17 protein-coding genes are annotated in these 24,683 nt (G+C 34.0%); 3 read left to right on the forward strand and 14 right to left on the reverse strand.

Translation table 11 applies throughout. The features are described from left to right. Window positions 1–15 precede the first annotated feature (15 nt). The gene (locus Q0772_RS03190) at window positions 16–921 is read left to right on the forward strand and encodes a DUF3078 domain-containing protein (RefSeq protein ID WP_298340288.1); all 906 of its coding nucleotides are present in this window, start codon (window positions 16–18) and stop codon (window positions 919–921) included. Window positions 922–1,097: 176 nt separating this feature from the next. On the opposite strand, the gene hflX is transcribed toward Q0772_RS03190, so the two are convergent. Then, window positions 1,098–2,297: a GTPase HflX gene (gene hflX, locus Q0772_RS03195; RefSeq protein ID WP_298340290.1), complete on the reverse strand. Its 1,200-nt coding sequence runs from the start codon at window positions 2,295–2,297 to the stop codon at window positions 1,098–1,100. Between the two features lie 91 nt (window positions 2,298–2,388). On the opposite strand from hflX, the gene Q0772_RS03200 reads away from it, so the two are divergent. Beyond that, window positions 2,389–3,357, forward strand: coding sequence for an endonuclease (locus Q0772_RS03200; protein ID WP_298340292.1), 969 nt, complete (start codon window positions 2,389–2,391; stop codon window positions 3,355–3,357). Between the two features lie 457 nt (window positions 3,358–3,814). Here the strand turns inward: Q0772_RS03200 and Q0772_RS03205 are convergent, their stop codons facing one another. The 3 genes from Q0772_RS03205 to Q0772_RS03215 all read right to left on the reverse strand — a co-directional run bounded on the left by Q0772_RS03205 (window position 3,815) and on the right by Q0772_RS03215 (window position 10,267). Beyond that, window positions 3,815–5,623: a glycoside hydrolase family 2 TIM barrel-domain containing protein gene (locus Q0772_RS03205; RefSeq protein WP_298340294.1), complete on the reverse strand. Its 1,809-nt coding sequence runs from the start codon at window positions 5,621–5,623 to the stop codon at window positions 3,815–3,817. Between the two features lie 342 nt (window positions 5,624–5,965). Next, on the reverse strand, window positions 5,966–7,402 hold the full coding sequence (locus tag Q0772_RS03210) for a DUF5689 domain-containing protein (protein ID WP_298340296.1): 1,437 nt from the start codon (window positions 7,400–7,402) through the stop codon (window positions 5,966–5,968). A 63-nt stretch (window positions 7,403–7,465) separates the two neighbouring features. Beyond that, on the reverse strand, window positions 7,466–10,267 hold the full coding sequence (locus Q0772_RS03215; RefSeq protein WP_298340298.1) for a TonB-dependent receptor: 2,802 nt from the start codon (window positions 10,265–10,267) through the stop codon (window positions 7,466–7,468). Between the two features lie 115 nt (window positions 10,268–10,382). Between Q0772_RS03215 and Q0772_RS03220 the strand changes: the two genes are divergently transcribed. Continuing rightward, window positions 10,383–11,432 carry an endonuclease/exonuclease/phosphatase family protein gene (locus tag Q0772_RS03220; protein ID WP_298340300.1) on the forward strand — a complete coding sequence of 350 codons (1,050 nt, stop codon included), beginning with the start codon at window positions 10,383–10,385 and terminating at the stop codon, window positions 11,430–11,432. Window positions 11,433–11,435: 3 nt separating this feature from the next. Here the strand turns inward: Q0772_RS03220 and Q0772_RS03225 are convergent, their stop codons facing one another. The 10 genes from Q0772_RS03225 to Q0772_RS03270 form a co-directional block, all read right to left on the reverse strand. Continuing rightward, complete coding sequence (locus tag Q0772_RS03225) at window positions 11,436–11,876, reverse strand: hypothetical protein (RefSeq protein ID WP_298340302.1); 441 nt, start codon at window positions 11,874–11,876, stop codon at window positions 11,436–11,438. A 96-nt stretch (window positions 11,877–11,972) separates the two neighbouring features. Then, window positions 11,973–12,740 carry an endonuclease gene (locus tag Q0772_RS03230; protein ID WP_298340304.1) on the reverse strand — a complete coding sequence of 256 codons (768 nt, stop codon included), beginning with the start codon at window positions 12,738–12,740 and terminating at the stop codon, window positions 11,973–11,975. A 68-nt stretch (window positions 12,741–12,808) separates the two neighbouring features. Further along, the gene (locus Q0772_RS03235; RefSeq protein ID WP_298340307.1) at window positions 12,809–14,446 is read right to left on the reverse strand and encodes a choice-of-anchor J domain-containing protein; all 1,638 of its coding nucleotides are present in this window, start codon (window positions 14,444–14,446) and stop codon (window positions 12,809–12,811) included. A 13-nt stretch (window positions 14,447–14,459) separates the two neighbouring features. Then, window positions 14,460–17,027: a carboxypeptidase-like regulatory domain-containing protein gene (locus tag Q0772_RS03240; RefSeq protein WP_298340309.1), complete on the reverse strand. Its 2,568-nt coding sequence runs from the start codon at window positions 17,025–17,027 to the stop codon at window positions 14,460–14,462. Window positions 17,028–17,175: 148 nt separating this feature from the next. Further along, window positions 17,176–18,795 (reverse strand): glucose-6-phosphate isomerase, encoded by a 1,620-nt coding sequence (pgi, locus tag Q0772_RS03245; protein ID WP_298340311.1) that lies wholly within the window; start codon window positions 18,793–18,795, stop codon window positions 17,176–17,178. A gap of 10 nt (window positions 18,796–18,805) precedes the next feature. Continuing rightward, the gene (locus Q0772_RS03250) at window positions 18,806–20,140 is read right to left on the reverse strand and encodes a peptidoglycan DD-metalloendopeptidase family protein (RefSeq protein WP_298340313.1); all 1,335 of its coding nucleotides are present in this window, start codon (window positions 20,138–20,140) and stop codon (window positions 18,806–18,808) included. After that, window positions 20,098–21,012 carry a tryptophan 2,3-dioxygenase family protein gene (locus Q0772_RS03255; RefSeq protein WP_298340315.1) on the reverse strand — a complete coding sequence of 305 codons (915 nt, stop codon included), beginning with the start codon at window positions 21,010–21,012 and terminating at the stop codon, window positions 20,098–20,100. Before Q0772_RS03255 ends, Q0772_RS03250 begins: the two co-directional genes overlap by 43 nt. 6 nt (window positions 21,013–21,018) lie before the next feature. Further along, entirely contained in the window at window positions 21,019–21,801 is a 783-nt protein-coding gene (locus Q0772_RS03260; RefSeq protein ID WP_298340317.1) for a DUF3108 domain-containing protein, read from the reverse strand. A 309-nt stretch (window positions 21,802–22,110) separates the two neighbouring features. After that, window positions 22,111–23,271 (reverse strand): 4-hydroxyphenylpyruvate dioxygenase, encoded by a 1,161-nt coding sequence (hppD, locus tag Q0772_RS03265; protein WP_298340319.1) that lies wholly within the window; start codon window positions 23,269–23,271, stop codon window positions 22,111–22,113. 95 nt (window positions 23,272–23,366) lie between these two features. Then, a complete protein-coding gene (locus Q0772_RS03270) occupies window positions 23,367–24,524 on the reverse strand; it encodes a homogentisate 1,2-dioxygenase (protein WP_298340322.1) in 1,158 nt (385 codons plus the stop codon). Between the last annotated feature and the right edge of the window lie 159 nt (window positions 24,525–24,683).

The raw sequence follows: 24,683 nt of genomic DNA on the forward strand, positions 1-24,683 counted from the left end.
TTAAAACTAACAATGATGAAAAAACTATTATTTTTCGCAATTTTATTATTAAGTGTTTCTGTTATACAAGCACAAACAAAAGAAGAATTAGAAGCTCAAAAAGCTGAAAAACAAGCTGAAGCAGATGCTGCTACAGCAGAAGTGGCAGCAATTCAAGCTAAACTTGATGCATTACCAGGATGGAGAAAAGGTGCTTTTGGAGTAATTGGTGGTAGCTTATCTGGTTTTAACAATTGGTATGCTCAAGGTGCACCAAATAATGATTCTGGTAATATTGGGTTTACACTTAACGGTTTTGCTAACTTAATTCAAGAAAAATTCTTTTGGAGAAACAGTTTAACTACAAATTTAAACTGGGTGAAATTAGACAACAAAGATATTGATACGGACAGTGATAATTTTGAACCGACTACGGATGTATTCAATATATCATCGCTTTATGGTAGAAATATTACTAAAAACTTAGCTGCTTCTGGATTAATGGAGTATAGAACAACGATACTTAACAACTTCAATGATCCTGGTTATTTAGATGTTGGTATTGGTGCAACTTGGACGCCTATTGAGAACTTAATAGTGGTAATACACCCATTAAACTACAACTTTGTTTTTGCTGATAATGATGCTGTTTTTGAATCTTCTTTAGGTGCTAAAATTGTTGCTGATTATACAAGACAAATTGGTGCTATTGCTTTTAAAACTAACTTATCTGCTTTCCAAAGCTATAAGACTTCAGAATTATCTAACTGGACATGGACAAACTCTTTTAGCTACACGCTATGGAAAATGATTGGTGTTGGATTTGATTTTGGTTTGAGAAGCAACCAACAAGAGGCTGCCAATTTCCAAGGTGTTGCTTTAGAAGATGCTGATAATGATTTACAATCTTACTATACTTTTGGTTTAAGTTACAAATTCTAACATCATATAAATTTGTAGATTTAAAATCTATAAGTTGAATTTTATAAAAAAATGCGCTTCCCTTTTTTTGGGAAGCGCATTTTTTGCGTTAGGGATTGAACGGCATGTTTGAAATCCCCGACGCAGGAGGGATTGAGTAGTGAAAGCCCGACCCTTTGGGTAACGCCCAAATTACTCTATCCCATATCCTCGTAGTTATAATCTGGATATAGGAAATGATTATAAGGAAAACGGGTAACGTGAATTTCGCGAACCTCATCGTAAACACGCTTTTTAAAATCTTCTAGATTACTTTTATTTATCGCAGATATGAATAAAGCGTTGTTACCAACTTTACTCATCCAAGTACTTTTCCATTCTTCTAGCGTGTAGTGCTTTTTTGTTCGTTCTATTTCCAAATCTGTTTCATCATGCGGTTCTGCTACGTAAGCATCTATTTTATTAAAAACCATAATAGTTGGCTTATCGCTACTATTAATTTCGCCTAAAATTTTATTTACAGATGCTATATGCTCCTCAAAATTAGGATGTGATATATCGACTACGTGTAACAATAAATCTGCTTCTCTAACCTCATCTAGTGTGCTTTTAAAACTATCTACCAATTGTGTTGGCAACTTGCGGATAAACCCTACGGTATCACTTAATAAAAACGGTAAATTTTGAATTACTACCTTTCGTACGGTTGTATCGAGTGTTGCAAACAGCTTGTTTTCGGCAAATACTTCGCTTTTGCTAATAACATTCATAAGTGTAGATTTACCAACATTGGTATACCCTACTAATGCAACACGTACCATTTTACCACGGTTACCACGTTGCACAGCCATTTGCTTATCAATAGTTTTTATACGTTTTTTTAATAACGCTATTTTATCACGAACAATACGTCTATCTGTTTCAATCTCTGTTTCACCAGGACCACGCATACCAATCCCTCCTTTTTGACGTTCAAGGTGTGTCCACATACCTCTTAACCGTGGTAATAAATATTCACATTGTGCAAGTTCTACTTGAGTTCTTGCATAACTTGTTTGCGCACGTTGCGCAAAAATATCGAGGATTAAATTAGTTCTATCTAAAACTTTTACGTTAAGTATTTTACTAATATTTCGTTCTTGTGCTGCAGAGAGTTCGTCGTCAAAAATAGCCGTATCAATGTCATTTTCCTTTATAAACTCGCTTACATCTTCCATTTTTCCAGAACCAATGAAGGTTTTGGCATTAGGCATATCCATTTTTTGTGTAAAACGCTTTACGGCATAACCACCGGCTGTAAAGGTTAAAAACTCCAACTCGTCTAAATACTCTTTGAGTTTAGCTTCGTCTTGATCTTTAGTTACAATACCAATTAAAACAGCTTTTTCTAATCCCATACACGCCTAAAAATTATAATAATATTATATGGACAAAGTTACATAATTGCAGGGATTTTAAGGTTTATAATTTTAAGCCTATTTTTGACTCATGATAGACGATTTTGACGATATACCCGTACGCCACGATATGCAAACTGTGGCTTTTTACAATATTGAGAATTTATTTGATTTAAGAGACAGTAAATTCACTAACGACAATGACTTTTTACCAGGTTCTGCAAAGCGATGGACCCCCAAACGTTATAAAAATAAATTACGAAAAATAGGTTTTGCCATTTCTAATATTGGAAGAGAAGAAACGGGAAAACACCCTGCCATTATTGGTCTTGCCGAAGTAGAAAACGCTAAAGTACTTGAGGATTTATTAGACTCTAAACATTTAGACGATATAGATTACGACTATGTACATTTTGATTCTTTGGATGAACGCGGTATTGATGTAGCAATGATTTACGATACGAATGTTTTTAAACCTATGCATACAGAAACATTCTCTGTAAGTTTAACTGATGATGATGGCTCACCTGATTATACACGTGATATTTTGCTAGTTGGAGGGCACTTAGATGGAGAATATGTTCATTTTATTGTTAACCATTGGTCATCTAGACGTGAAGGACAAAAGGAAACAGAGTTTAAACGATTAGCAGCTTCGGAGAAGATAAGTGAAATTATTTCATCAATAACTCAAAAAGACGAAACCGCTAAAATTATGGTTTTGGGTGATTTTAATGATACTCCACAAAATGAAAGTATTAAACGTTTGGTTAACGACCATAGTTTATTTAATCCCTTTGAAACCTTACGTTCTTTCACGAGAGGTACAGTAAAACATAGGCGTCAATGGTATATTTTTGATCAAATACTAGTTTCTACTATTTTTTTTAAAAGTTCTAACGACGAATTCGAATTTTTTAAAGCTGATATTTTTGATCATGACTTTTTAAAGCAGTTTAATGGGCCCTTTAAAGGTGCTCCTTTTAGAACTTATGTTGGAAAAAAGTATAAAGGCGGATATAGTGATCATTTTCCTGTTTATACTATTTTAAAAAAGTAATCATGTAGCCTGAAAAAGAATATAGGTTAGGCCTAAAACAACAATAGGAAGTAACCAAAGTATCCAAATATTATAAGTCTGTTTTCTTTTTTTTAGCATTTTGGCATTAAGCAAATTTCTTTTCTTTCCGCTGTATTGCATCCAATTTTTAAAAAACACAATTATACTGAGCAAAACAAATAGAGTCCATGCTTTAGATGATGACATGGTATTAACATGCATCTGTCTAAAAAAGCCAGCAAAAAAAACACCTAAAAGTAACAGCAAGCTACATTGGATGAAGGACACATAAAACGTAGCAATCTTAATAGCTTTTTTGCTTTTTTTCGTTTTATAATACTGAAATATGTTAAAGAAAAAAGTGTCGAATATAGACATATAGTTGATGTTATTACAAAGGTATGATTATTCCTGTTAATCAATCTTTCCAAAATCGATAAATACCAAAACTAATTATCTATTCAAAAACTATATCATCAATATAAATATGATGACCAGCTCCATAACTTTGCGAAAACAACGTAAACCCAGAACGAATGCAACTCAAATCTTGCTTTTTAAGTTTGATAGTATATTTCTTCCATTTAGTTCCTAACTTTATTTCACGAGATTCTTTGGCAGTATCTGGGTAAGCTTTGTCTTTTCCTATTAAACCAAAACCAATGGTAGCTCTAAGCGAACTTTCACTACTTTTTGCCCAAAAACTAAACTTGGTGGCACCAGAAATATCATAACCTCCAAGAATATCACCCCAATCATTGGCTGGGTTTACCATACCCAATCCGTACCAATTGTAGTGATGATTATAGCTTATTTTTAAAGCTGCACTTCCAGAATGTACATCAGTAGTATTTCTAGTATCTACTAATATCTTTTCGTAATTACCCATATAAGCTGAAGGGGCATAAGGCATATCTTCACCATCTTTATACACATAGAATGGTAATCTTACTTTAGGTACAAGATACTTTCTGTTTTTAGCATCTTCATCTGTTACTTTAATAGCTGTTGATGCAATACCAACATTATTGTAACTATCCTTGGCATTTACATAAACTTTAATGGCGCCATGTTCTTTGGGTAGTTGAATTTCAAAACTACTTTTTAGAGTTCCTCTGTGCATTAAAGTATTAATTTGATTGCGCCTAATTCTACTACCTTCTCGATGGTTGTAATGAAAACTAATATTAAGTGTCTCATTTTCTACATCTGCAACGTTTAAAGTTACTGGAACCCAAGAATAACTTTTGTATTTACCATAAGGTAATTCAAAATTTACTACTGCCGGCACGTTATTTATTGGTTTTTCACCAGTATATGCTTCTCGGATAGCCCAGTATTGTGGTCGGTATGCTCCTCTATGATGCGTATGTAACCAAGGTGATCCATAATGATTACCATCGCTGTAATGAAATACGAATACACCTAAATTAGCTGGTTTATTAGCTATCCATTCAGGATATCCATTAGCTATGGCGTTATACTTTTCTTTATCAGTTGGTTCTTGTTTTACACCATATTTTTCAATTTTAATATCCCACTCGCCAGTAACACCAAACTCGGTAACGATATAAGGTTTATCAATATTACGTTTTTCTAATTCTGAAGCTAAAAATCCTGCACCTGCACCGTAACTATTTAATCCATAAATATCAATAGAAGGTACGTATTTCTGCCACCATTCTAATCCGAAAGTCCAAGCCTCTACTGATGTTATTGGATGGTTAGGATCAATAGATTTTATTTTACTGCAAATCCGTTCCAAGAGTTCTGAATATGCTTCCTTTTCTTCATCGGTAGCCATATTTAAATATACCTCGTTACCAATTCCCCAAGTTAAAACTGCAGAATGGTCTTTATACTTTTGCACAACACGTATCGCATTATTGTACATGTCTTCCATTCCTTTTTTGTCTTTAAGGTAGTTAAAACTATCATCGTCTTCCATTCCAGGTCTACCATGGCGCATCCAAATACCAACCATAACTTTTATATTGTACTTTTTGGCAGCCTCTAAAAGTTGAGGCATATTATTTCCAGTAGCCCAAGTTCTGATAGCATTAACACCAAGAAAATTTAAGTCTTTAAAATAGGTGTCGTAGTTTGCTATGTCTTTATCGTAGCCAAATGTTACCCCTTTTATATCGAAAGGTTTGCCATCAACTAAAAGTTGCCAACTTTTGCCTTGTTTTTGAATGGTTGTTTGGGCTTGGGAATATTGAAATATACACCCTAGAACGAGTAATAAAGATAAAATTCTCTTCATATGATTTTCTTGTTAAGATAAGATATTTTAAAATGGTTTTATAACAAGGTGCCTTTAGACTTGTCTATTAATTTTTGTCTGGAATTTTATTGATTAACAAAAACTTTAGCCAACACATTACTTAGGCGGATGAGACCCGCGTTAGGGATTGTAGCGGCATCCTTTTGTTTTTTATATAAAATAGACTGACGTTTATTGAAAGCTATGGATAGTCTAGTGGATTTTTGCCTTGGTAGAAATAATAGAAACAAAAGATATAGCGAAAAGCCCGACCGAAGCGATCCTACAAGGTTTTTTAACCTTGTAGGTATGAGCGCAGGGAACGCCCAAATTTAAATTATTTTATGGCATGTAATCTACACTAATCTCATCCAACTCGTAAACTCCATCAAACGTAGATTGTCCACTTCCTGTATACTTAAACGCAATATGAATAGTACCTGAAAGACAAGATAAATCTATATTTCCAGAACTAAACCATTCAGCAAAAGAATCAGAATCTTTTACTACATAAGCATCAGTTAAAATACGCCATGTAGCGGCATTTACTCCTGCTTCGGAGCCATCCCAATCATCAGCATAAAATACTTCCATATAACTACTATCTGCTAAACTATTTGAAGTTTTAAACTGTAAAGTCTCACCGTCTTGAGTATCTAAATTTATTGCAGGGGTAATTAGCCAACCAATATTACTTGCATCACCAGAACTAGCGGATTGAAATCTGCAAGAACGCCCTAAGGAAGCGTTTGACGAGGTTGAAGAATATCCTTCCCAAGCCTCAGTTCCTGCTTCAATGTAATTTGTCCATCCATCAATTTCTATAGGTCTATTATTCCTTTGTGGCTCAAAATCTTCATAGAGTAAATTCTGTGATCCAATTGCTGAAGCTAAACCACAAGAAAACTCTAGTGGATCGCAACGCTGATTATTATCAAAATTAACATCCACAGAACTATTTATAACTAAAACATTAAAGTTGTCTCTGAAGTCACGACTAAACACACCTGTAACTTGCCCTCTTCCTTGTGGTACAATTAAAGATTTAAAATCTGAAAATGTACTGGTTTGCATGATAATTTGAATACCTGAATCACAACTTTCCAATAAACGTAAACCGTCAAATTCATCAAACGATTCACTAGCGTAGGTTGCTCCTAATTCAAATCTGTTTAATTGCATATTGTTTAACTGTATTAAGGTGTTTTCATCAGCCTCAGTTAAATCTGCTAAGCCAGAAACTTTGGGTTTAATGTCAACAATCTCGTTGGTTCTTAGCACAATTTCTTTGTACTCTGCAGGTTGAATCTGTTCTACACTAACCGCTTCTCCTTTTCCAATGGTTACTACTCCACTGGTTTCGCCAATAGTTAAACCTTGTAATTTTACATATACTTTTTGCCCAAATTGGTAGGTATCAGACAGACTACTTTGATTAATATCTATTTTAAAACCTAATCTGGGATCGCTGTCAGGATTACTATCATCTATTTTATTTTGAATAATCAATTCTTCAAAAAAGTTCCCAGCTTTATCTGAGGATACGACATAACCTTTAATATAAATATCGTCTTCAATTTTTACAGTTGTATTTCCCCCATTAACAGTTTGCTCATAAAGGGATTTAATAGCTTTAAAGGTGGTAAGCTTTTCATCAGGAATCATTGGGTTTTCACTAGAAATATTTGGTACACCAAAATCATCATCATTTACACAGGAAAAGCATACTAAAAGTATTCCAAAAAACACTATTGCTACTCTGTTAATACTTATTTTCATAGTTTATATTTTTAGTTTCCACAAAGGTTTCGATTGCTCTTAACCTATAATTTGGATTATATTTTAGAACCTGTAATTCACATTTAAAAAATATGTAGCACCCCGACCATACCAATATTTTGATCCAAATACAGGTATATCTAGTGCTTGATCATCTCGTAGTTGTCTGAAATTTGCATTTCTACCTTGCTCAAAACCACCTGTTTTAAATACCTCATCCAATAGGTTATTCACACTTGCAAAGACACTAATGTATTTACTCCCTATTTTCCACGATTTTCCACCCACTAAATTCACTGCCATATAATCATCAAAACGCTCTTGCCTCAATAATTCTCTAGCTAACTCTTCATCATAATCATTAAATACATTACCATCAAAATCTGTTGTGAAATTCGAAGATCGGGTTAATGGACTTATATCGATATACGTATTTGTAAAGAAGTTTGCCGTAGCTCCAAACCACCAAAAATCAGGATCGCGATATTCAAATCCAACAGAATACGCTCGATGCGGACCCGCAGCAATTTTGTAATCTTTTAAATTTGATGTTCCAAAATCCTTAAACCCATCTATAAAACCTGCAGCCACAGATTCATCATCCGCTTCGGTTGTTAAAAATAAATTGGGGTTGTTGGCATAAGTAAATTGCCCAATTGAAGCCACCCCTTTTAATTTAATACTAGGAGTTACTTGTGCTTCTACTCCCAATTCCCCTCCAATATGTTGTTTATCAATACCTTGTAAAATTTCTTGAATAAACGCCACATTATCACCGCCAATACCATCTGCAAAGAAAAAAGAGATTTCATTGGCATCTTGAATTTTAGTGTAGTAACCTGTTATTTTTGCTTTTATAATTGGCGAACGAAAAATATAACTAGCATCAGCAGATACTATTTTTTCCAGTGTAATATCTGGCACTACATTATGGTTTTCTCTTGAATTGGAATACGTATTTCTTAGTGATGGTGCTCTTGTAATGTAGCCTCCATTGACATTCACTAAATGCTTGCCCGAAATTTTATAGGTTAATCCGCCTTTAGCTCCAAAACCCATAAAATTCAATTTCTCACCTTTACCCAAAGAATTATCGGGAAATGCTCCGTTTTGATATAGGCCTTCTCTTTGATATTGAGTATTTGTTACGCTTCCTGATAGGAAAAAATCTAATTTATTATATCTAAACTGCGCTTGGGCAAACCCACTGATAACATTGGCAAACAAATTATAATTGTATTTAAATTTATCACCCTCTGTTACTATTCGATTAGGGTTTTGTAAATCGTTCTGCGCTTCATCAACATCATCGGCAAATTGATCGATATCCAAATAGGTTTCTGCTCCTAGCAGATCTAAGACTTCAGCAAAATTCTCTGATTTTAAAGTCTGGATACTCAAACCTGCATTCAAAATCACATTATCATTCAACTCTGAATTTAAAATTGAATTTAATGTAAACTGAGAATCATCAACGCGATCTTCGTAAAGCGCATATCTAGCATTACCACCCGTTTGTGCATTCGAAATATTGGCTTCATACAGTGTATTCCAGTCAATTTGACCATTATTCTGAAATTCCTGCAACGCCAAATACGCAAACTGTAAATCGTCAGGAAAATTACGCTCAAAATAACTTGGGAGCTTTTGGTAGTATGTTGGACTGGGATTTGCACCTCCACCTTCCGGAACACCATTAACCAAATCAGTTCCATTATTATCCAAGCGGCTATTTCCTAGTTTCCCAAACTGATAAGCTACATTGGTATTCAATTTTGTTTTTGACGATATATCCCAATAATGGTTTAGCATAAAAACAGGTTCTTCAACCTCTTTAATACGCGAATTTCGCTTTTCCCCATCTTGCCATCCCCAATACTCGTTGTATCGAAGACCCTTCAAATCAAAGACTTCTTGTGTGTTTGGGGAAGATTTCCCTCTTCTATTAGGCGCATATATTCCCGTAAAACTCAAACTATGTTTATCATTCAACTTATTTTCAACAGATAAGAAAAGTGAATTTGCATCATAGATAGTGGCATCCTGATACCCTTCATTTCCCCATCGTCTCCCAAGGGAAATAGTATATGCCCAATTGTTTTTTAATAATCCAGAAGCATAGGTTGCCATTAAGCGATTGGTATAACTCCTATTTGAAGAGGAGTAGGTTAAGCGTCCACCTTGTCTTGCCTGAGATGCTCTTACGTTTATGTTAGTAGTTCCTAAAATACCACCAAAGTTATAATCAGATGGAGCTAGACCAGTGGTTAATTCCTGATTTCGTATCACATCGTTCAAACCGCCCCAATTGCTCCATTGGGGTCTGCCATTAAACAACTTATTCATTGGAATACCGTTTATAAGCACACTTCCATTTTCAGAATCTAATCCTCTTAATCTGAAGAACGACTGGCTAAATTCAAATGCTGCTGTCCTTTGAAAAACATCTAGTGAAGATGATAATAATCCCGTAATATTATCTGCCCCAACAGCATCATTATCCAACTCATCATCAGAAAGTGTTATGGTAAACAAATCTTGACTTTGCGATAAGTCACGCTCTAAAGACATATCACTAATATCAACCGTTTGTCCTTCATTTATAATAATCGGAAAACGTTTGGTAGTATATCCTGTCTTAGAAATTTTAAGAATCTGTTCACCTAAAGGTACGTTCGTACTGAAATAAAATTCTCCTTGAACATCGGTAAGCACAACTAATTCTGTACTTTCCAACTCAACAGTAACATTCAAAATAGGCTGAAATGATACTGCATCCTTTACACTACCTTTAACAACTGTCTGTTGTGAAAAAAGGGAAATTGAAAAAAATCCGAATAAAAAAATGAGGGTTATTTTATTCATAATTACCTTTAAGACACCAATAATAAGAAAAAGTAACTGATTGATTATAAAAAATTTAAATCATTAAGCTAACTTTGGCTTGGGTTTTGCACTGAACAAATTGCAATTTTTAAGAATGAATTTTTTTAAACTTACTTTATCTATTTTTTGCTTGAGTGTCGTCTTAAACTTGGATGCTCAAGATAAAAAATTCAAAATACATACTATTGCCTTTTACAATTTAGAAAACCTATTCGACACTATTAATAACCCATTAAAACTTGATGAGTATAGTCCCATAATGGGATTAAAGACCAATCGAAAGCAAGCTTATTTGCAAAAATCAAGAAATATGGCTCGAGTGATTTCTGAAATTGGTAAAGATGTTACACAAAATACTCCTGCCATACTTGGTGTTTGCGAGGTTGAAAATAGAAATGTACTTGAAGATGTAGTTAACGACTCTCTTTTAATTGGAAAAGATTACGGTATCATACATCATGATTCACCAGATGCTAGGGGAATTGATGTAGCCTTATTATATCAAAAAAGCCTGTTTACTCCAATTAACACCTCTACTCATGAATTGAAAATTTACGATGACCAAGATGGGAAACGCATCACAACAAGAGATCAACTGGTAGTAAGCGGTCAATTGGAAGGCGACATTGTTTATGTTATTGTTAATCACTGGCCATCTCGACGCGGTGGTGAAGCAAGAAGCAGGCCTAAACGTATAGCTGCGGCAAAACTGAACAGGCGTATTGTAGATTCGCTTCAAACTCAAGATCCCTACGCTAAAATATTTATCATGGGCGACATGAATGATAATCCAAATAACCCAAGTTTAAAAGATGCATTAAAAACCCAAAGAAAACGTAAAAAAGTAGGATTTAAAGGGCTGTATAATCCTTATGAGAACTTTTTTCGTAATGGCTTGGGCACAACCGCTTACCGTGACAATTGGAGCCTATTTGACCAAATTATCATATCTAAGCCGTTGCTTGAAAAAGATTATTCATCCTTTAGATACTACAAAGCTGGAATCTTTAATAAAAACTATTTAATTACTTCAACAGGGAAATATAAAGGCTACCCATTTAGAAGTTGGAATAATGGTGGATTTAGTAACGGCTATAGCGATCACTTTCCTGTATATGTGTATGTAATTAAAGAAGTTTATTAAAGTTTACCCCAACCAAGTACTCCACGGAATTCTTGATAAAAATAATACTAAAGCAATGGTATAGAAAATTGCAATAGTTTTTAATTTTGGTCCAGAAGTTAATTTCTTTTTATGCTTTGAATACCCAATAGTGATTAAAGCTACGGCTATTATATTCACTAATGGATGCTCTACAAGATACAATCTATTAATAGCATCTTTCATAACACCACCCATTCCTAATTCACTAAAAAGCGCTAATCTTGGTGAAACAAAATATAAAACTAGCCCAATTAATAATTGAATATGCGAAACAATTAATGTGAATAAAGAAATTCTAAAATCTTTAGCACTGTATTCTTTTCCTGTAACTGTTTTAAATAAAGCATTACCTGCTGCAAGAATTAAAATTAAAAGCACTAAATATGCCCAGTAAGAGTGTAATACTTGAATAGTTTCGTACATAATTCAGAATTTAAGAAGTTCAAAAATAATGATTTTAATCTATAAATAAACCACTTCTTAAAAAGAAGCGGTTTATTTTTATCTTTAAAAGATTAATTATTGCCATTTATTTTCAGCAGCATCGCCACCCCAAATTAATGTTGCTAAATATGGGTTATCAATAAAAGGATTTCTATTTCCTTGTGCTGCGTAAATAACATTATTTCTTTGTTCTTCAAACTCAGAAACTGGGTCTTCAACATTCCATTTTAAGAATAACTCTGCTGTCCCCACTTTTTCAATTTTTTCACGGTATCTAACATTAAGATATAAAATCATTCTTGCTACATCACCTTTCCACTCATCTCCGGGATACCATCCGTTACCGATACGCTTGTAATTACCACTTCCATCAACAAAAGGCAAATTACTTCTATCGGTATTAACTGTAGCATCTGTTGATCTTAAATGGTGTAAATCGGTTACCGCATCTGCTAATCTTAATAATGATTGTGGATAAACATGCTCTGTATTAAATGTTTGAGGCATATAGTCATTATTACCTGAAGTGTACTCTTCCCAATATCTGCTTTCACCAGAATACATTAATGTTACATTATCAGGATTTGACAAATCAGCATCGGCATTATATAAGAAATCATGTCTGTCTCCATAGGATAAAATATCCTCATGATTATCTACAGTATGCTTTCTCAATGCATCATAATTTGCTTCTCCGTCTTGGCTAAGTGTTATGGTTGCATAATATAATTCTAATTCTTCAGGAACATCTAGTCCAAGTCCAATATCTGGCGTATCAAAATCTCTAGTTTCGGCACAACCTATAAATAGTATTGAGGTAATTATAAATATATATTTTTTCATATTTTTTTGTTTATTTAGTTAGCCACCTAAAGTTTAAGGTGGCTTAACTGTAATTTTAAATTATTCACTTATTGGTAAACCCAAATTCCATTTTCTTTGATAACTGCAAAATCTTCTGTAGTTCTCGAACCATTAAAAACATCTATCGTTACAATATATTTTTGAGCCTCGCCAGCAGTTGGATTTATACCATCTAAAATAACAGTTATAGCCTCTAGTACCATTTCATCAGTCCATTGAGCACTATTCCCCGCCCTTCTATCCATATTGCCAAAATTATCCATACTACTTGTAGCATCTGGATATTTTGCTGAAAGCGCAGCTATTATCAAATCATAATCGGGTCTCCCCATGGTATATTTTATTGTGTTGTCTGGTACCCACTTATTACCATCGTGACCAAATTGTAGTTGTACTTGGTGAGGTGTCCACTCTCCATTAACCACACTGTATGAGTTTCCTCTTAATACAGTGCTTCCATTAAAAAATCTGTAAATTACAAGTACTTCATCTTCTTCTTGTGCAAAATCATACGGAGAAGTTCTACTTAAAAACCTTGGAAGATAATCTTCAGGTGCTACAGAGTTACTAAAGTTATTAAACCTACCTGGTCTTCCAGAATCTTCTCCCATAGCGTCATAATCAGATTTGCTTAAATAAAATACGTTTTCAGCTTCTTCCCATCTTGACCCGTCATAGGTGTAATAAGCTCCTTTATTATCAACTTCTCCTTCAACTCCAATAGTCTTTATTGCAAATGACTCTATTCTCCATCTAGGAGAAACATCATCAGTTGATGTATACTTAAATGCTACGTGAATAGTTTCCCCATCATATGCAGAAAAATCTAAATCAGGAGACAATGTTAAACTACCATAAGCTGTTTTATCAAAATCTAGAGCTGTCCAAGAAGCAGCCATAGGGTCTGTACCTGTTACGTAATCTGTAGACACTATAATATCAAACAAATCTATAGGACTACCAAATAAATCAATTTCTTGATTAATTTGAAATTTCAAATCTGTTTGACCTACCAAATCAATTTCTGGAGAGATTAACCAATCTTCATTTGCAAATGCTCCACTTTGAAAACCAGAACCTTGAACGTTAGCAGAACCAACGGTCCAACCTTGATCTCCTAGTACATCAATGTTCTCAAAATCATCATAATTTGTTGGAAAAGACGCTTGGTATATATTTGCTAAACCTATTTCTGGCTCATTAAAAAACTGATCGTATCTTGCTAAAACCATATCGCCTTCTTCAGCCATAGTTATAGCATCTTCCAAAATTTCTGGAAGAAAATCATCTGAATCAATATCTGGATAAAATGCAGCACCTTGATTTCCAGTTGTAGCATAATCTGCTAAACCAAGCTGATATACTGTAGCATTTGTAAGTCCCATTATTTCTGGTAAATCTGTACCAAATTCAATCTCATAATTAACTAATACTGATGATCCTTTTCCCCATACTGGATATCTAACTGTAAGGAAGTCTGGAATCAACTCTTTCGCATCATCAATACTTTCAAAAAAAGAATTAGCAACACCTATTTCTTCATAATCATCATCAGATAGTGTAATTGTTTCATCACCAACTACAGTATTGTCAAGACCAAGTTCATCATATGTATCCTCTAAGGAGCTTTCACATGACACCAAACTAACCGTTAGTATCATGAATATGTAAATAATTTTTTTCATTTTATCTCTCTATTTAGAAATTAATTTTTGTGCTTATACTAAACGTTCTGCCTTGACCAAAAAACACTAATGCATCTGTGGCTGAACTAGTAAGTCCATCATCTGCTCTGTTTATAAACTCTTCATCAAATAGGTTATTTATTCTACCCACAATTCTAGCGTTAAAGTTTCCAAATTCAAAATCATGTCTTAATATGATATCTGATAGGAAATAACTAGGTACTTTCCAAGGCTTAGTATCCAAAGTTGCTTGAGTTGATCTGCTCTGTAAATCGAAATCAGCATAATATCTATCATAATAGTTGTAATCAAAAGAAAATGATGTTTTTCGAGATAAATTTAATTGTATTCCAAGGGCTGAAGTAGTTTGAGCTGAACGTCCAACTGGTATACCTTTTAAAAATATATCTGTAGTTTCAAGTTCTCCATCTTGATTAGTTACAGGATTTCTATCAATATCAAAGAAAGGCACATCTGTTACATTGTTATTCCATGTCCAATCTCCAAACGACACCATTCCAGTTACTGTTAAGTATGTAAATGGTCGAAATTCAAAATCGAATTCAATTCCTTGGTGTAAAGCTTCTAATCCATTAATATTTGCTGTAATTAAGTCATCACCTGTACCTCTGTCAGCAGTCTCTGTTCTGTTTTTCCAAATAGTGTGATATACATTTAAATTGGCTGATAATTTCTCAGTTCGTAATCCGTAACCAACTTCAAAACTCGTTATCTTTTGATTTTCAACACCTTCGTTTAAATCATCATTACTAAAATTCAACCAAACATCATCTAAAAATGGTGCTCTTTCAAAATACCCAGCATTAACAAACACATTGTGCATATTATCAAAACGATAGTTACCTCCCAATTTTACTCCAAATCCATAGAAATTTTGTGGATCTGTTAATTGTGTTGGATCAGCATCAAGTTTTTGGAAAAAATCTTCTCTTTGGTATCTACTATTATTAAAATTAGCAGCTAAAAAAGCTGAAAAGTCATTATCATCATATTCTACTTGACCAAAACCACCAATCCATTGATGGTATCCTTTATCGTGATAATTAATTTTATCCCCAACTCTAGTATTTCTATTAGGGTTATTTATATCATCATCACTAAGAAAATAACTGCCTCCTAATAAATCTGTAACTTCTTGAAAATGTTCTCCTACGTACCAACGATAATCAGCACCTAAGTTCAAATCAATATTATCTGTGAGTTTTGTATTAAAAACACTCAAACCTCCAACCCAAACATGATCATTTCTACTTGCTCTTAGAATAGCAGATGAACCATTGGGACCACTGGCTATATTTTCATCTACAATTCTATCTAAATCAACGGGTCCAAAATTTCCTATTTTATAATCGGCATCAGAGAACTTATTACTTTCCTCACCTGCTATTCCACCGCCTCCACCTGTTCCAGTAGATCCATAAAGAGAAGTGGAAAGGGTACTATTATCATTAATTCTCCAGTAGTGGTTGATAGACATTAGGGGTTTATGATAAAAATTATCTTCTATGTTAGTAACTTCTCCATTCTTATATCCCCAATCCGGGTTATATCGAGTACCTCTATCACTCAATCTATAATCATTAATTAGAGATCTATTTTGGCGCTGTCCATGGCGTTGTTTAGCTCCAAAAACATTAAAGGCAAACTTATGCTGGTCATTTAATCTATATGATATATTCAAAAAATAAGAAATTGCTTTGAAATTAGTACCATCTGCATAAGTAGCATCACCTACTGTTCTATCTCCATAGGCTGTTACAGCAAATCCATTATCTTGAAGTCCAGTTGATATTTTTGCCCCATAACGCGTGTAGCCATCATTTCCAACATCAAAACCAACAAATCCTCCTTTTTCTGAATCTGTAGATTCTGTAATGGTATTTATAGTACCTCCAATTGAAGGTACAGCAATTTTTGCAGCTCCCAGACCTCTTTGTGTTTGTACAGTTGATGTTACACTTCCTAAACTAGCCCAATTACTCCAAAATATTCGGCCATTTTCCATATCATTAACAGGGATACCATTAATTAAAACAGCAACATTCTCTGAATTAAAACCTCTCATGGTAATTTCGCCATCACCAAAACCTCCACCGTTACGTGTTACAAAAACACCTGGTGTAGATTTTAAAATCTCCGGAAACTCTTGATTCCCTAATTTAAGTTGAATCTCTTCTTTTCTAATAGTAGATACTGCCACTGGCGTTTTTCTGTCTACAGCCACAGAAGCAATAATCTGTATTTCTTCTAAACCTACCTGATTTGATTCTAATATGACATTCCCCAGAGTTGCATCTCCAGAAAAAGAAATCGTTTTAGAATTGTATCCGATGTAAGTGATTACAATATCTCCTGTAGAAGATTTTGTTTTAATGGTAAAGTTACCGTCAAAATCTGTAGTAACACCATTTGAAGTGCCTTTCTCAATTACATTTGCTCCAGGAAGTGGAATATTAGTTCCAGCTTCTAAAACTGTACCTGAGATAGTACTTTGCGCCATAACGACTGCAGAAAATAGCAACGCTAGACCAAACATTAAAAAATGTGTAGTTTTTTTCATAATTATTTATTTGAAATTAGTCGAGGCAAAAATACTGATAATTAGAGTATATACATTAACCAAATGTTAAGAATCTTAACATTTATTATTAACAAAAAAGCACCAATATCAATGATATTGGTGCTTTTAGTAAGAATTTTATAATGATTTAAGCGTTTTCCTTATAATATTTCAACAGATTTGAGGTAGAATTATCATGCTCATTCTTTACCTCTCCACTAAATTCTTGTAAAATTTTAGAAGCTAATTGTTTTCCTAGTTCCACTCCAAATTGATCATAACTAAAGATATTCCAGATAATACCTTGCACAAAAATTTTATGCTCGTACATAGCTATCAATTTCCCTAAGCTTTCAGGTGAAAGTTTATTGATAAAAATAGTGTTTGTGGGTTTGTTCCCTTGAAAAACTTTAAAAGGAATAATATCTTCTTTAGTGCCTTCAGCTACAACATCTGATTTAGTTTTACCATTTAATAAGGCTTCTGTTTGCGCTAAAAAGTTAGATATTAGCTTATCTTGATGGTCTTGATTACCGTGTAGTGATTTCGTAAAACCTATAAAGTCAGCTGGAATTAATTTAGTTCCTTGATGAATAAGTTGAAAAAAAGCATGTTGCGAATTTGTTCCTGGTTCGCCCCAAATTAAGGTTCCAGTTTCATAATCTATAGAATTACCATTTCTATCAATACTTTTTCCATTACTTTCCATAATACCTTGCTGTAGGTAAGTAGCAAATTGATTTAAATATTGAGAATAAGGAATAACTGCTTCACTTTCAGCACCAAAAAAATTATTGTACCATATACTCATTAGTGCTAAAACTACAGGAATATTACTTCCAAAATCTTCACTTTTAAAATGCTTATCCATTTTATGAGCACCTTTTAAAAGACTATCATAGTTATTATAACCAACAGCTAAACTAATAGATAATCCAACTGCACTCCATAAAGAAAAACGACCACCAACCCAATCCCACATGGGGAAAATATTATTTGGGTCTATTCCAAAGTTTTTTACCGAATCGATATTTGTTGAAACTGCTACAAAATGCTTAGCTATATCATTAGCACTAGCATGTTTTAAAAACCAAGATTTAATAGTATTTGCGTTGGATAATGTTTCCTGTGTAGTAAATGTTTTAGAAACTACAACAAAAAGGGTTGTTTCTGGATTTAATTTCTTGATAACCTCGTTTACATGATCGCCATCTACATTACTAACAAAATGCGTTGTTAAATGGTTTTTGTAATACTGTAAACTATCAACTACCATCGCTGGCCCTAAATCCGATCCTCCAATTCCAATATTTACAACATCTGTAAAAGGCTTTCCTGTATAACCCTTTCTGTCTCCATTTACAACTTCTTTAGTAAACGCTTCTATCTTTCTTTTTACTTGATAAACTTCTGGTATCACATTTTCTCCATCAACTTTTACGTTATAAGATTCTGGTGCTCTTAATGCTGAATGCAATACTGCCCTTCCTTCGGTTTGATTAATAATTTCTCCTGAGAACTGACTCTCAATAGCTTCTTTAAGTTTAACTTCATCGGCCAATTCGAGAAGATATTTAAACGTTTCTTCAGTAATTCTATTTTTTGAGAAATCAACATAAAAATCATCCCACTTAACTGTAAAGGTGTTTGCTCGATTTTTGTCTTTTGCAAATAAATCCTTCATATGGATATTTTTTATTGCTTCAAAGTGTTCCTCAAGCTTTTTCCAGGAATTCGTTGTTGTTGGATTTATGTTTGGTAAGGCCATGAATATTTGATTAATAGTTAAGTGATATTAGATTATCATTTTGTTTTACAGTATGCTCTGGTTGATTCTGTTCTTCAAAAACATCCTCTAAAAAATGAATATTATCCAATTGATATTTTATGGGTTGAATAAAATTCAAGTATTTTACTTTTAAGGAATCTGAAATAGGCTTTGCTTCAGGTAATTTTTGTTTAAATGGGTCTACTTCTTTTCCATTTTTCCAAAAACGATAGCATACATGAGGCCCTCCAGTGCTTCCTGTCATACCAATCCATCCTATAACATCTCCTTGTTTTACAAATTGTCCAACTTTTGCGTTGCGTTTACGCATATGTAAATATTGAGTTTCATAGGTAGCGTTGTGTCTAATTTTAACATAATTACCATTGCCTCCTCTGCGTTCTGATCGTGTAACTGTTCCATTAGCTGTTGCCATAATTGGTGTGCCAATTGGAGCAGCAAAGTCAGTACCTCTATGAGGTTTTACCCTGAAACCGTAAACTGCAATACGACGTTTTAAATTATACCTAGAAGACAATCGTCCAAATTTTATGGGGGATTTTAAAAATGCCCGTCTTAGATTTTTAGCATCTTCACTAAAGTAATCTACAATCCCTTTTGCAGAGTCTGTTACAAATTCAAAAGCGTAAAAAGGCTCTTTATTATGTTCAAAATAAGCCGCTTTCACCTCATGAACACCTGTGTAAATGGTGTCATCTATATATTTATCAGTGTAAATAACCTTAAATCGATCTCCCTTTTGAAGCCTCCTAAAATCTATAGTCCAAGCGTAAATTTCGTCAGCCATTTTATAAGCTAATCTAGGGCTCAATCCTTGTTCTTCTAAAGTTTCGGAAATATTATTACTTATTACACCAGTAGCGGTTTTCTCAATATATTTAATAGGCTTAGTATCCCTGTATGCATGTATAGAGTCTTGAAAATCTATAACAACGTATTCTTCTAAATTAGGCTGATAAATAAAACATCTGGGTGTTTCTAAAGAATCCTTTGCACATAAAAGCGTATAAGGTTTCCCAACTTGAAGACGCCTAATATCAAACGTATCTTTTGCTTTTTCAGCAATGTTGAAAATTTTAGGATATCCAACGTGGTTACGTTCTAATATTTCACCAAAACTATCTCCTTTTCTAATAGTATCTTTTTTAACAATGTAATCTTTTACATTAAAGCCAAATTCTAAAACTTCTTTTGGTTCCTCTAAAATAGGGATTGGTTCGACTACAACAGGTTTTTCATCGTCTTTACACCCAAAAAGCCCAAAGATTAATATAACTATTACTAAATACCTGTTCCCCACGTTTCTATTTCTTTTTTGGTCCATAAATCTGGAAAAAATATTCTTTTTTGATACTTAGGGTGCATATACTTAACCCACTCGCTACCACCAGTAGCCTCTGCAGTTTCTCCTCCAATATTTAAGTAATGATTTGCTGTATTATAATGTGCCATAACCCATTTTACGTTAACCGTATAATCATAATGACGCATGGCTTTAATTAAGGCTTTGTTTTCTCTGTCCTTTTTTGGCAATGCTTTGTACTTAGACCATAAATTTCTACCCTCATAAGCCTTAGAAAACTTGATAAATTCTTCTTTATAGCGTTCTTCAAAAGCAGATAATGTGTACGTTTTTTTGCCCGTTTTATAATCTTTACCAGCTGCTTGCCAATACAATTGCTCAAAGGCACTATTACAACAAATGTTTTTATCTGCCTTATCTCTAAAGCGCTTATCTATTAAGTTTATCAGATCGGTAGAAGCAAATTCTACCATTCTGTATTGTGCGCTTTGAAATCCACTAGCTGGTGTTAAAGTAGTACGAAATTGATTGTATTGATCAATATTCATTCCGTCTTTCATTATACTAAAAGAAGAGGTTAATACATCAAAATAGCGACTTACACGCATTACTTTTTCGGTAAATTCTGCAACAATAAAATCATTTTCCGCTACTTGTTCTAACTCGGTAAGTATCATTTTAAATAGCAATTCACTAATTTGATGATACATAATAAACACCATTTCGTCGGGAAAATCAGTTCTGGGTTTTTGAAGATTTAATAAAACATCCGTTTGAATGTAATCCCAATAGTTAATGGGTTTACTGTGTAACAAACCTTCCAAGTGCACCTCAACGTCTTGGTCTATGGCTTCGTATTTTTCTTTAAGTTGGTTGGTTATTTTAGAGTTCAAAATACCTTAATTATTAACAACTATTTTAAATGGATGCTTGAGTCCTTTAAAAGCTTCTAAGTCGGCTCTTAAAGACCCAACAGTTAAATCTGCTTTAATACGCAAAGGTACTTTATTTTTGTCTTTCGATACCCATAGTGTTAAACTTTCTTCCTCTTTAAAAACACGCCCTGCCATTACATATGGTCTAAATTTTAACGACTCAATATCTCCAAATTCTGTATCAATAGTTTCCTCTCCTAAATACTTTAGTTTAAAACCATAATTTTCTTCATCAAAAAACATATCAATCTTTACCTCATCACCAACTTTTAAAGACCTTGTATCTAAATTATTCCGCAAATAGTAAAACGTAGATACCATATCCTGGATGTTAGGCTTAGTATCAATAACCTTTTTAGTCTTTTTCTTTTTATTATTTATATGGGCTTTGTTATTTTCTTGATCAAATTCTATTTCTAAATCTTTTGTATGTCCACCTTCGTAAATATTTCTAACAAACTTATAAGGCATTATGGTTTGCTTATCAAAATAGCTTTCATACCTATCTTTAACCTTAAAGAACCATTTAATCATGCCCGTAGTCCAGCCCTTGCCTACTACATGGTACACATCTTTATCACCAAATTTAGCATCTTTAACCGTAAGTGTTGCATTACCTGCTTTAAGCCAATTGCTATAACTCATTTTAAACTTAAACCATTCACCACTTTCAAAAGCCGATTCCTGTTGGGCAAAAGCAGTTTGCATGGAAACTATAGTAATACATATAAGTAGTAATCTTTTCATTTTCTTTGGGTAATTGTAATGTAACTCCGTAGCGTAACATTTATTGTTTTAAGTAAGAAATTACAATTACTGTTCCAAAAATAAAAATTTTATCCTATTAGCAAGGGTTAAGCACATTATAGTTCTGTTAGATTAACAAAAATTAACGCATTATTAGTATTTGGGCGTTACCACAAGGGTCGGGCTATTCGTTACAAGTCCTCGCACTTCCTTCGTCAGGCTGTGGGCTTTCCTCTGCTATCCCTAACGCAGAAAACCTGCTGATTTAATATTAGCAGGTTTTCTATTAGTGTTATAGTTAAGTTACGTTTAAAGTGTCCCGCGTTTAGCTTGCTCGCGCTCAATAGACTCAAAAAGCGCTTTAAAATTCCCCGCTCCAAAACCTCTTGCGCCCACACGCTGAATAATCTCAAAGAATAACGTTGGCCTATCTTCAACAGGTTTGGTGAAAATTTGTAACAAATAACCCTCTTCGTCGGCATCAATCATAATTCCCAATTTTTTTAAGGCTTCAATATCTTCTCGTAGTTCATGACTATGCTCTTCTAAGCGTCCTGGAACTGCTCTGTAATATTCCTCTGGTGGGATGGATAAAAACTCCACACCTCTGCTTCTTAACTGGCTTACTGTTGTAATAATATCATCCGTAGCCACTGCTATATGTTGCACACCAGAACCTTCATAGAAATCAAGATATTCTTCAATTTGCGAACGTTTTTTACCTTCAGCAGGCTCATTAATCGGGAATTTTATTCTACCATTGCCATTACTCATCACCTTACTCATAAGTGCAGAGTATTCCGTATGGATTTGTTTATCGTCAAACGATAAAAAGTTTTCAAATCCCATAACATCTTCATACCATTTTACCCATTTGTTCATTTGCCCCCAGCCCACGTTACCAACCATGTGGTCTATATACTTTAAACCTGCTGGTTCTGGGTTATAATCACTCTCCCAAGCTTCAAATCCGGGTAAAAACGTGCCATTGTAGTTTTTGCGTTCTACAAACATGTGCACGGTTTCTCCATAGGTATAAATTCCTGCTCTAACAACTTCACCGTGTTCGTCTGTTTCAACAGTTGGCTCCATATATGATTTGGCACCTCTGCTTGTAGTTTCTTCGTATGCTTTTCTAGCATCTTCAACCCAAAGTGCAATTACTTTTACACCATCACCGTGTTTTACAATATGCTCGTTTATGGTCGATTTACTGTTTAATGGCGTAGTTAAAACTAGTTTTATTTTATCTTGTGTTAGCACATAACTCACAGAATCTTTAGCGCCAGTTTCTAAACCTCTGTAGGCATAAGATTGAAATCCAAATGCTGTTTTGTAAAAATGTGCCGATTGTTTTGCGTTACCTACATAGAATTCTACATAGTCTGTTCCTAGAAGTGGCAAAAAGTCTTGTGCACCCTCAAATATTTTTTCTAAACCGTAGTTTACTGATTTTATGTCTTTACTCATTTCTTTAGTTTTGTCATTCCCGCAAAGGCGGGAATCTTATCGTTTGAAACTCAATTTTATATAATATGGATTCCTGCCTTCGCAGGAATGACAACTTACTCCAACCAAGATGTATGATAACTATCATCGGCTATTTTCATACCGTCTTCTGTAACCATCAGTGGTTTAAAGGTATCTACCATGACTGCAAGTTCTTCGGTTTTTGTTTTCCCAATACTGCGCTCGGTAGCACCGGGATGTGGCCCGTGTGGAATACCTGCTGGATGCAACGAAATATGACCAGCCTCAACATCGTTTCTACTCATAAAATCTCCATCAACATAATACAACACCTCATCACTGTCTATATTGCTGTGGTTGTATGGCGCTGGGATGGATTGCGGATGATAATCATACAATCGAGGTACAAAACTACATACTACAAAAGCATCGGTTTCAAAGGTTTGATGTACTGGTGGTGGTTGATGAATACGACCCGTAATAGGCTCAAAATCATGAATTGAAAACGCGTATGGATAATTATAGCCATCATATCCAACGACGTCAAACGGATGCGATGCGTAAACCATTTCTATAATGTCATCTTGTTTTTTAACCTTAATTAAAAAGTCTCCAGATTCGTTATGGGTTTCTAATTCTTCCGGTCTGCGGATATCGCGTTCACAAAATGGTGAGTGTTCTAATAACTGACCAAACCAATTGCGATATCGTTTTGGCGTGTAAATGGGCCTGCGAGATTCTACTATAAAAAGTCTGTTGTCTTCGGTATCAAAATCTATTTTATAAATAATCCCTCTTGGAATCAATAGATAATCACCATATTTAAAATCAAGATTTCCTAACATGGTTCTCAATTTTCCTGTGCCTTTGTGAACGAAGATTAATTCGTCTGCATCGGTGTTTTTATAAAAATAATCTTGGGTAGATTGTTTTGGAGCTGCTAAAATAATGGCACAATCACTATTTATTAAAACTGTTTTTCTACTGTTTAGAAAATCGTTTTCTGGCTTTACTTGAAATCCTTTTAAACGATACGATTTTATATTATTTGCTTTGGCTATTTTTGGCGCTACATTGTATTGTTTTCCTATTTTTTTTACTTGTGTAGGACGTTGCTCGTGATAACTGTTTGTTGACATGCCATCAAACCCAATAGTTCCAAACAATTGTTCGTAATACAAACTACCATTTGGTTTCCTGAATTGGATGTGTCGTTTATGCGGAATATTTCCTAATTTATGATAAAAAGGCATACTTTGAAATTTAAAAAATTAAATTTAGCCGAAAGCTAAACGAATGATACTAAAGATAATAAATTAAAAAGGATTCCTGCCTTTGCAGGAATAACAAGAATGTATGCTCATTCAGGATTTCTCTTGATGAGATAATGAAGATGTGCCAGTAAGTTTTCC

It is taken from the genome of uncultured Algibacter sp. (genome assembly GCF_947490405.1).
GTDB lineage: Bacteria > Bacteroidota > Bacteroidia > Flavobacteriales > Flavobacteriaceae > Algibacter_B.

Excerpts from the sequence above, each read along its gene's own strand:
- Q0772_RS03190 (WP_298340288.1), top strand. The coding sequence starts at position 16 with ATGAAAAAACTATTATTTTTCGCAATTTTATTATTAAGTGTTTCTGTT.
- hflX (WP_298340290.1), bottom strand. The coding sequence starts at position 2,297 with ATGGGATTAGAAAAAGCTGTTTTAATTGGTATTGTAACTAAAGATCAA.
- Q0772_RS03200 (WP_298340292.1), top strand. The coding sequence starts at position 2,389 with ATGATAGACGATTTTGACGATATACCCGTACGCCACGATATGCAAACT.
- Q0772_RS03205 (WP_298340294.1), bottom strand. The coding sequence starts at position 5,623 with ATGAAGAGAATTTTATCTTTATTACTCGTTCTAGGGTGTATATTTCAA.
- Q0772_RS03210 (WP_298340296.1), bottom strand. The coding sequence starts at position 7,402 with ATGAAAATAAGTATTAACAGAGTAGCAATAGTGTTTTTTGGAATACTT.
- Q0772_RS03215 (WP_298340298.1), bottom strand. The coding sequence starts at position 10,267 with ATGAATAAAATAACCCTCATTTTTTTATTCGGATTTTTTTCAATTTCC.
- Q0772_RS03220 (WP_298340300.1), top strand. The coding sequence starts at position 10,383 with ATGAATTTTTTTAAACTTACTTTATCTATTTTTTGCTTGAGTGTCGTC.
- Q0772_RS03225 (WP_298340302.1), bottom strand. The coding sequence starts at position 11,876 with ATGTACGAAACTATTCAAGTATTACACTCTTACTGGGCATATTTAGTG.
- Q0772_RS03230 (WP_298340304.1), bottom strand. The coding sequence starts at position 12,740 with ATGAAAAAATATATATTTATAATTACCTCAATACTATTTATAGGTTGT.
- Q0772_RS03235 (WP_298340307.1), bottom strand. The coding sequence starts at position 14,446 with ATGAAAAAAATTATTTACATATTCATGATACTAACGGTTAGTTTGGTG.
- Q0772_RS03240 (WP_298340309.1), bottom strand. The coding sequence starts at position 17,027 with ATGAAAAAAACTACACATTTTTTAATGTTTGGTCTAGCGTTGCTATTT.
- pgi (WP_298340311.1), bottom strand. The coding sequence starts at position 18,795 with ATGGCCTTACCAAACATAAATCCAACAACAACGAATTCCTGGAAAAAG.
- Q0772_RS03250 (WP_298340313.1), bottom strand. The coding sequence starts at position 20,140 with ATGGACCAAAAAAGAAATAGAAACGTGGGGAACAGGTATTTAGTAATA.
- Q0772_RS03260 (WP_298340317.1), bottom strand. The coding sequence starts at position 21,801 with ATGAAAAGATTACTACTTATATGTATTACTATAGTTTCCATGCAAACT.
- hppD (WP_298340319.1), bottom strand. The coding sequence starts at position 23,271 with ATGAGTAAAGACATAAAATCAGTAAACTACGGTTTAGAAAAAATATTT.
- Q0772_RS03270 (WP_298340322.1), bottom strand. The coding sequence starts at position 24,524 with ATGCCTTTTTATCATAAATTAGGAAATATTCCGCATAAACGACACATC.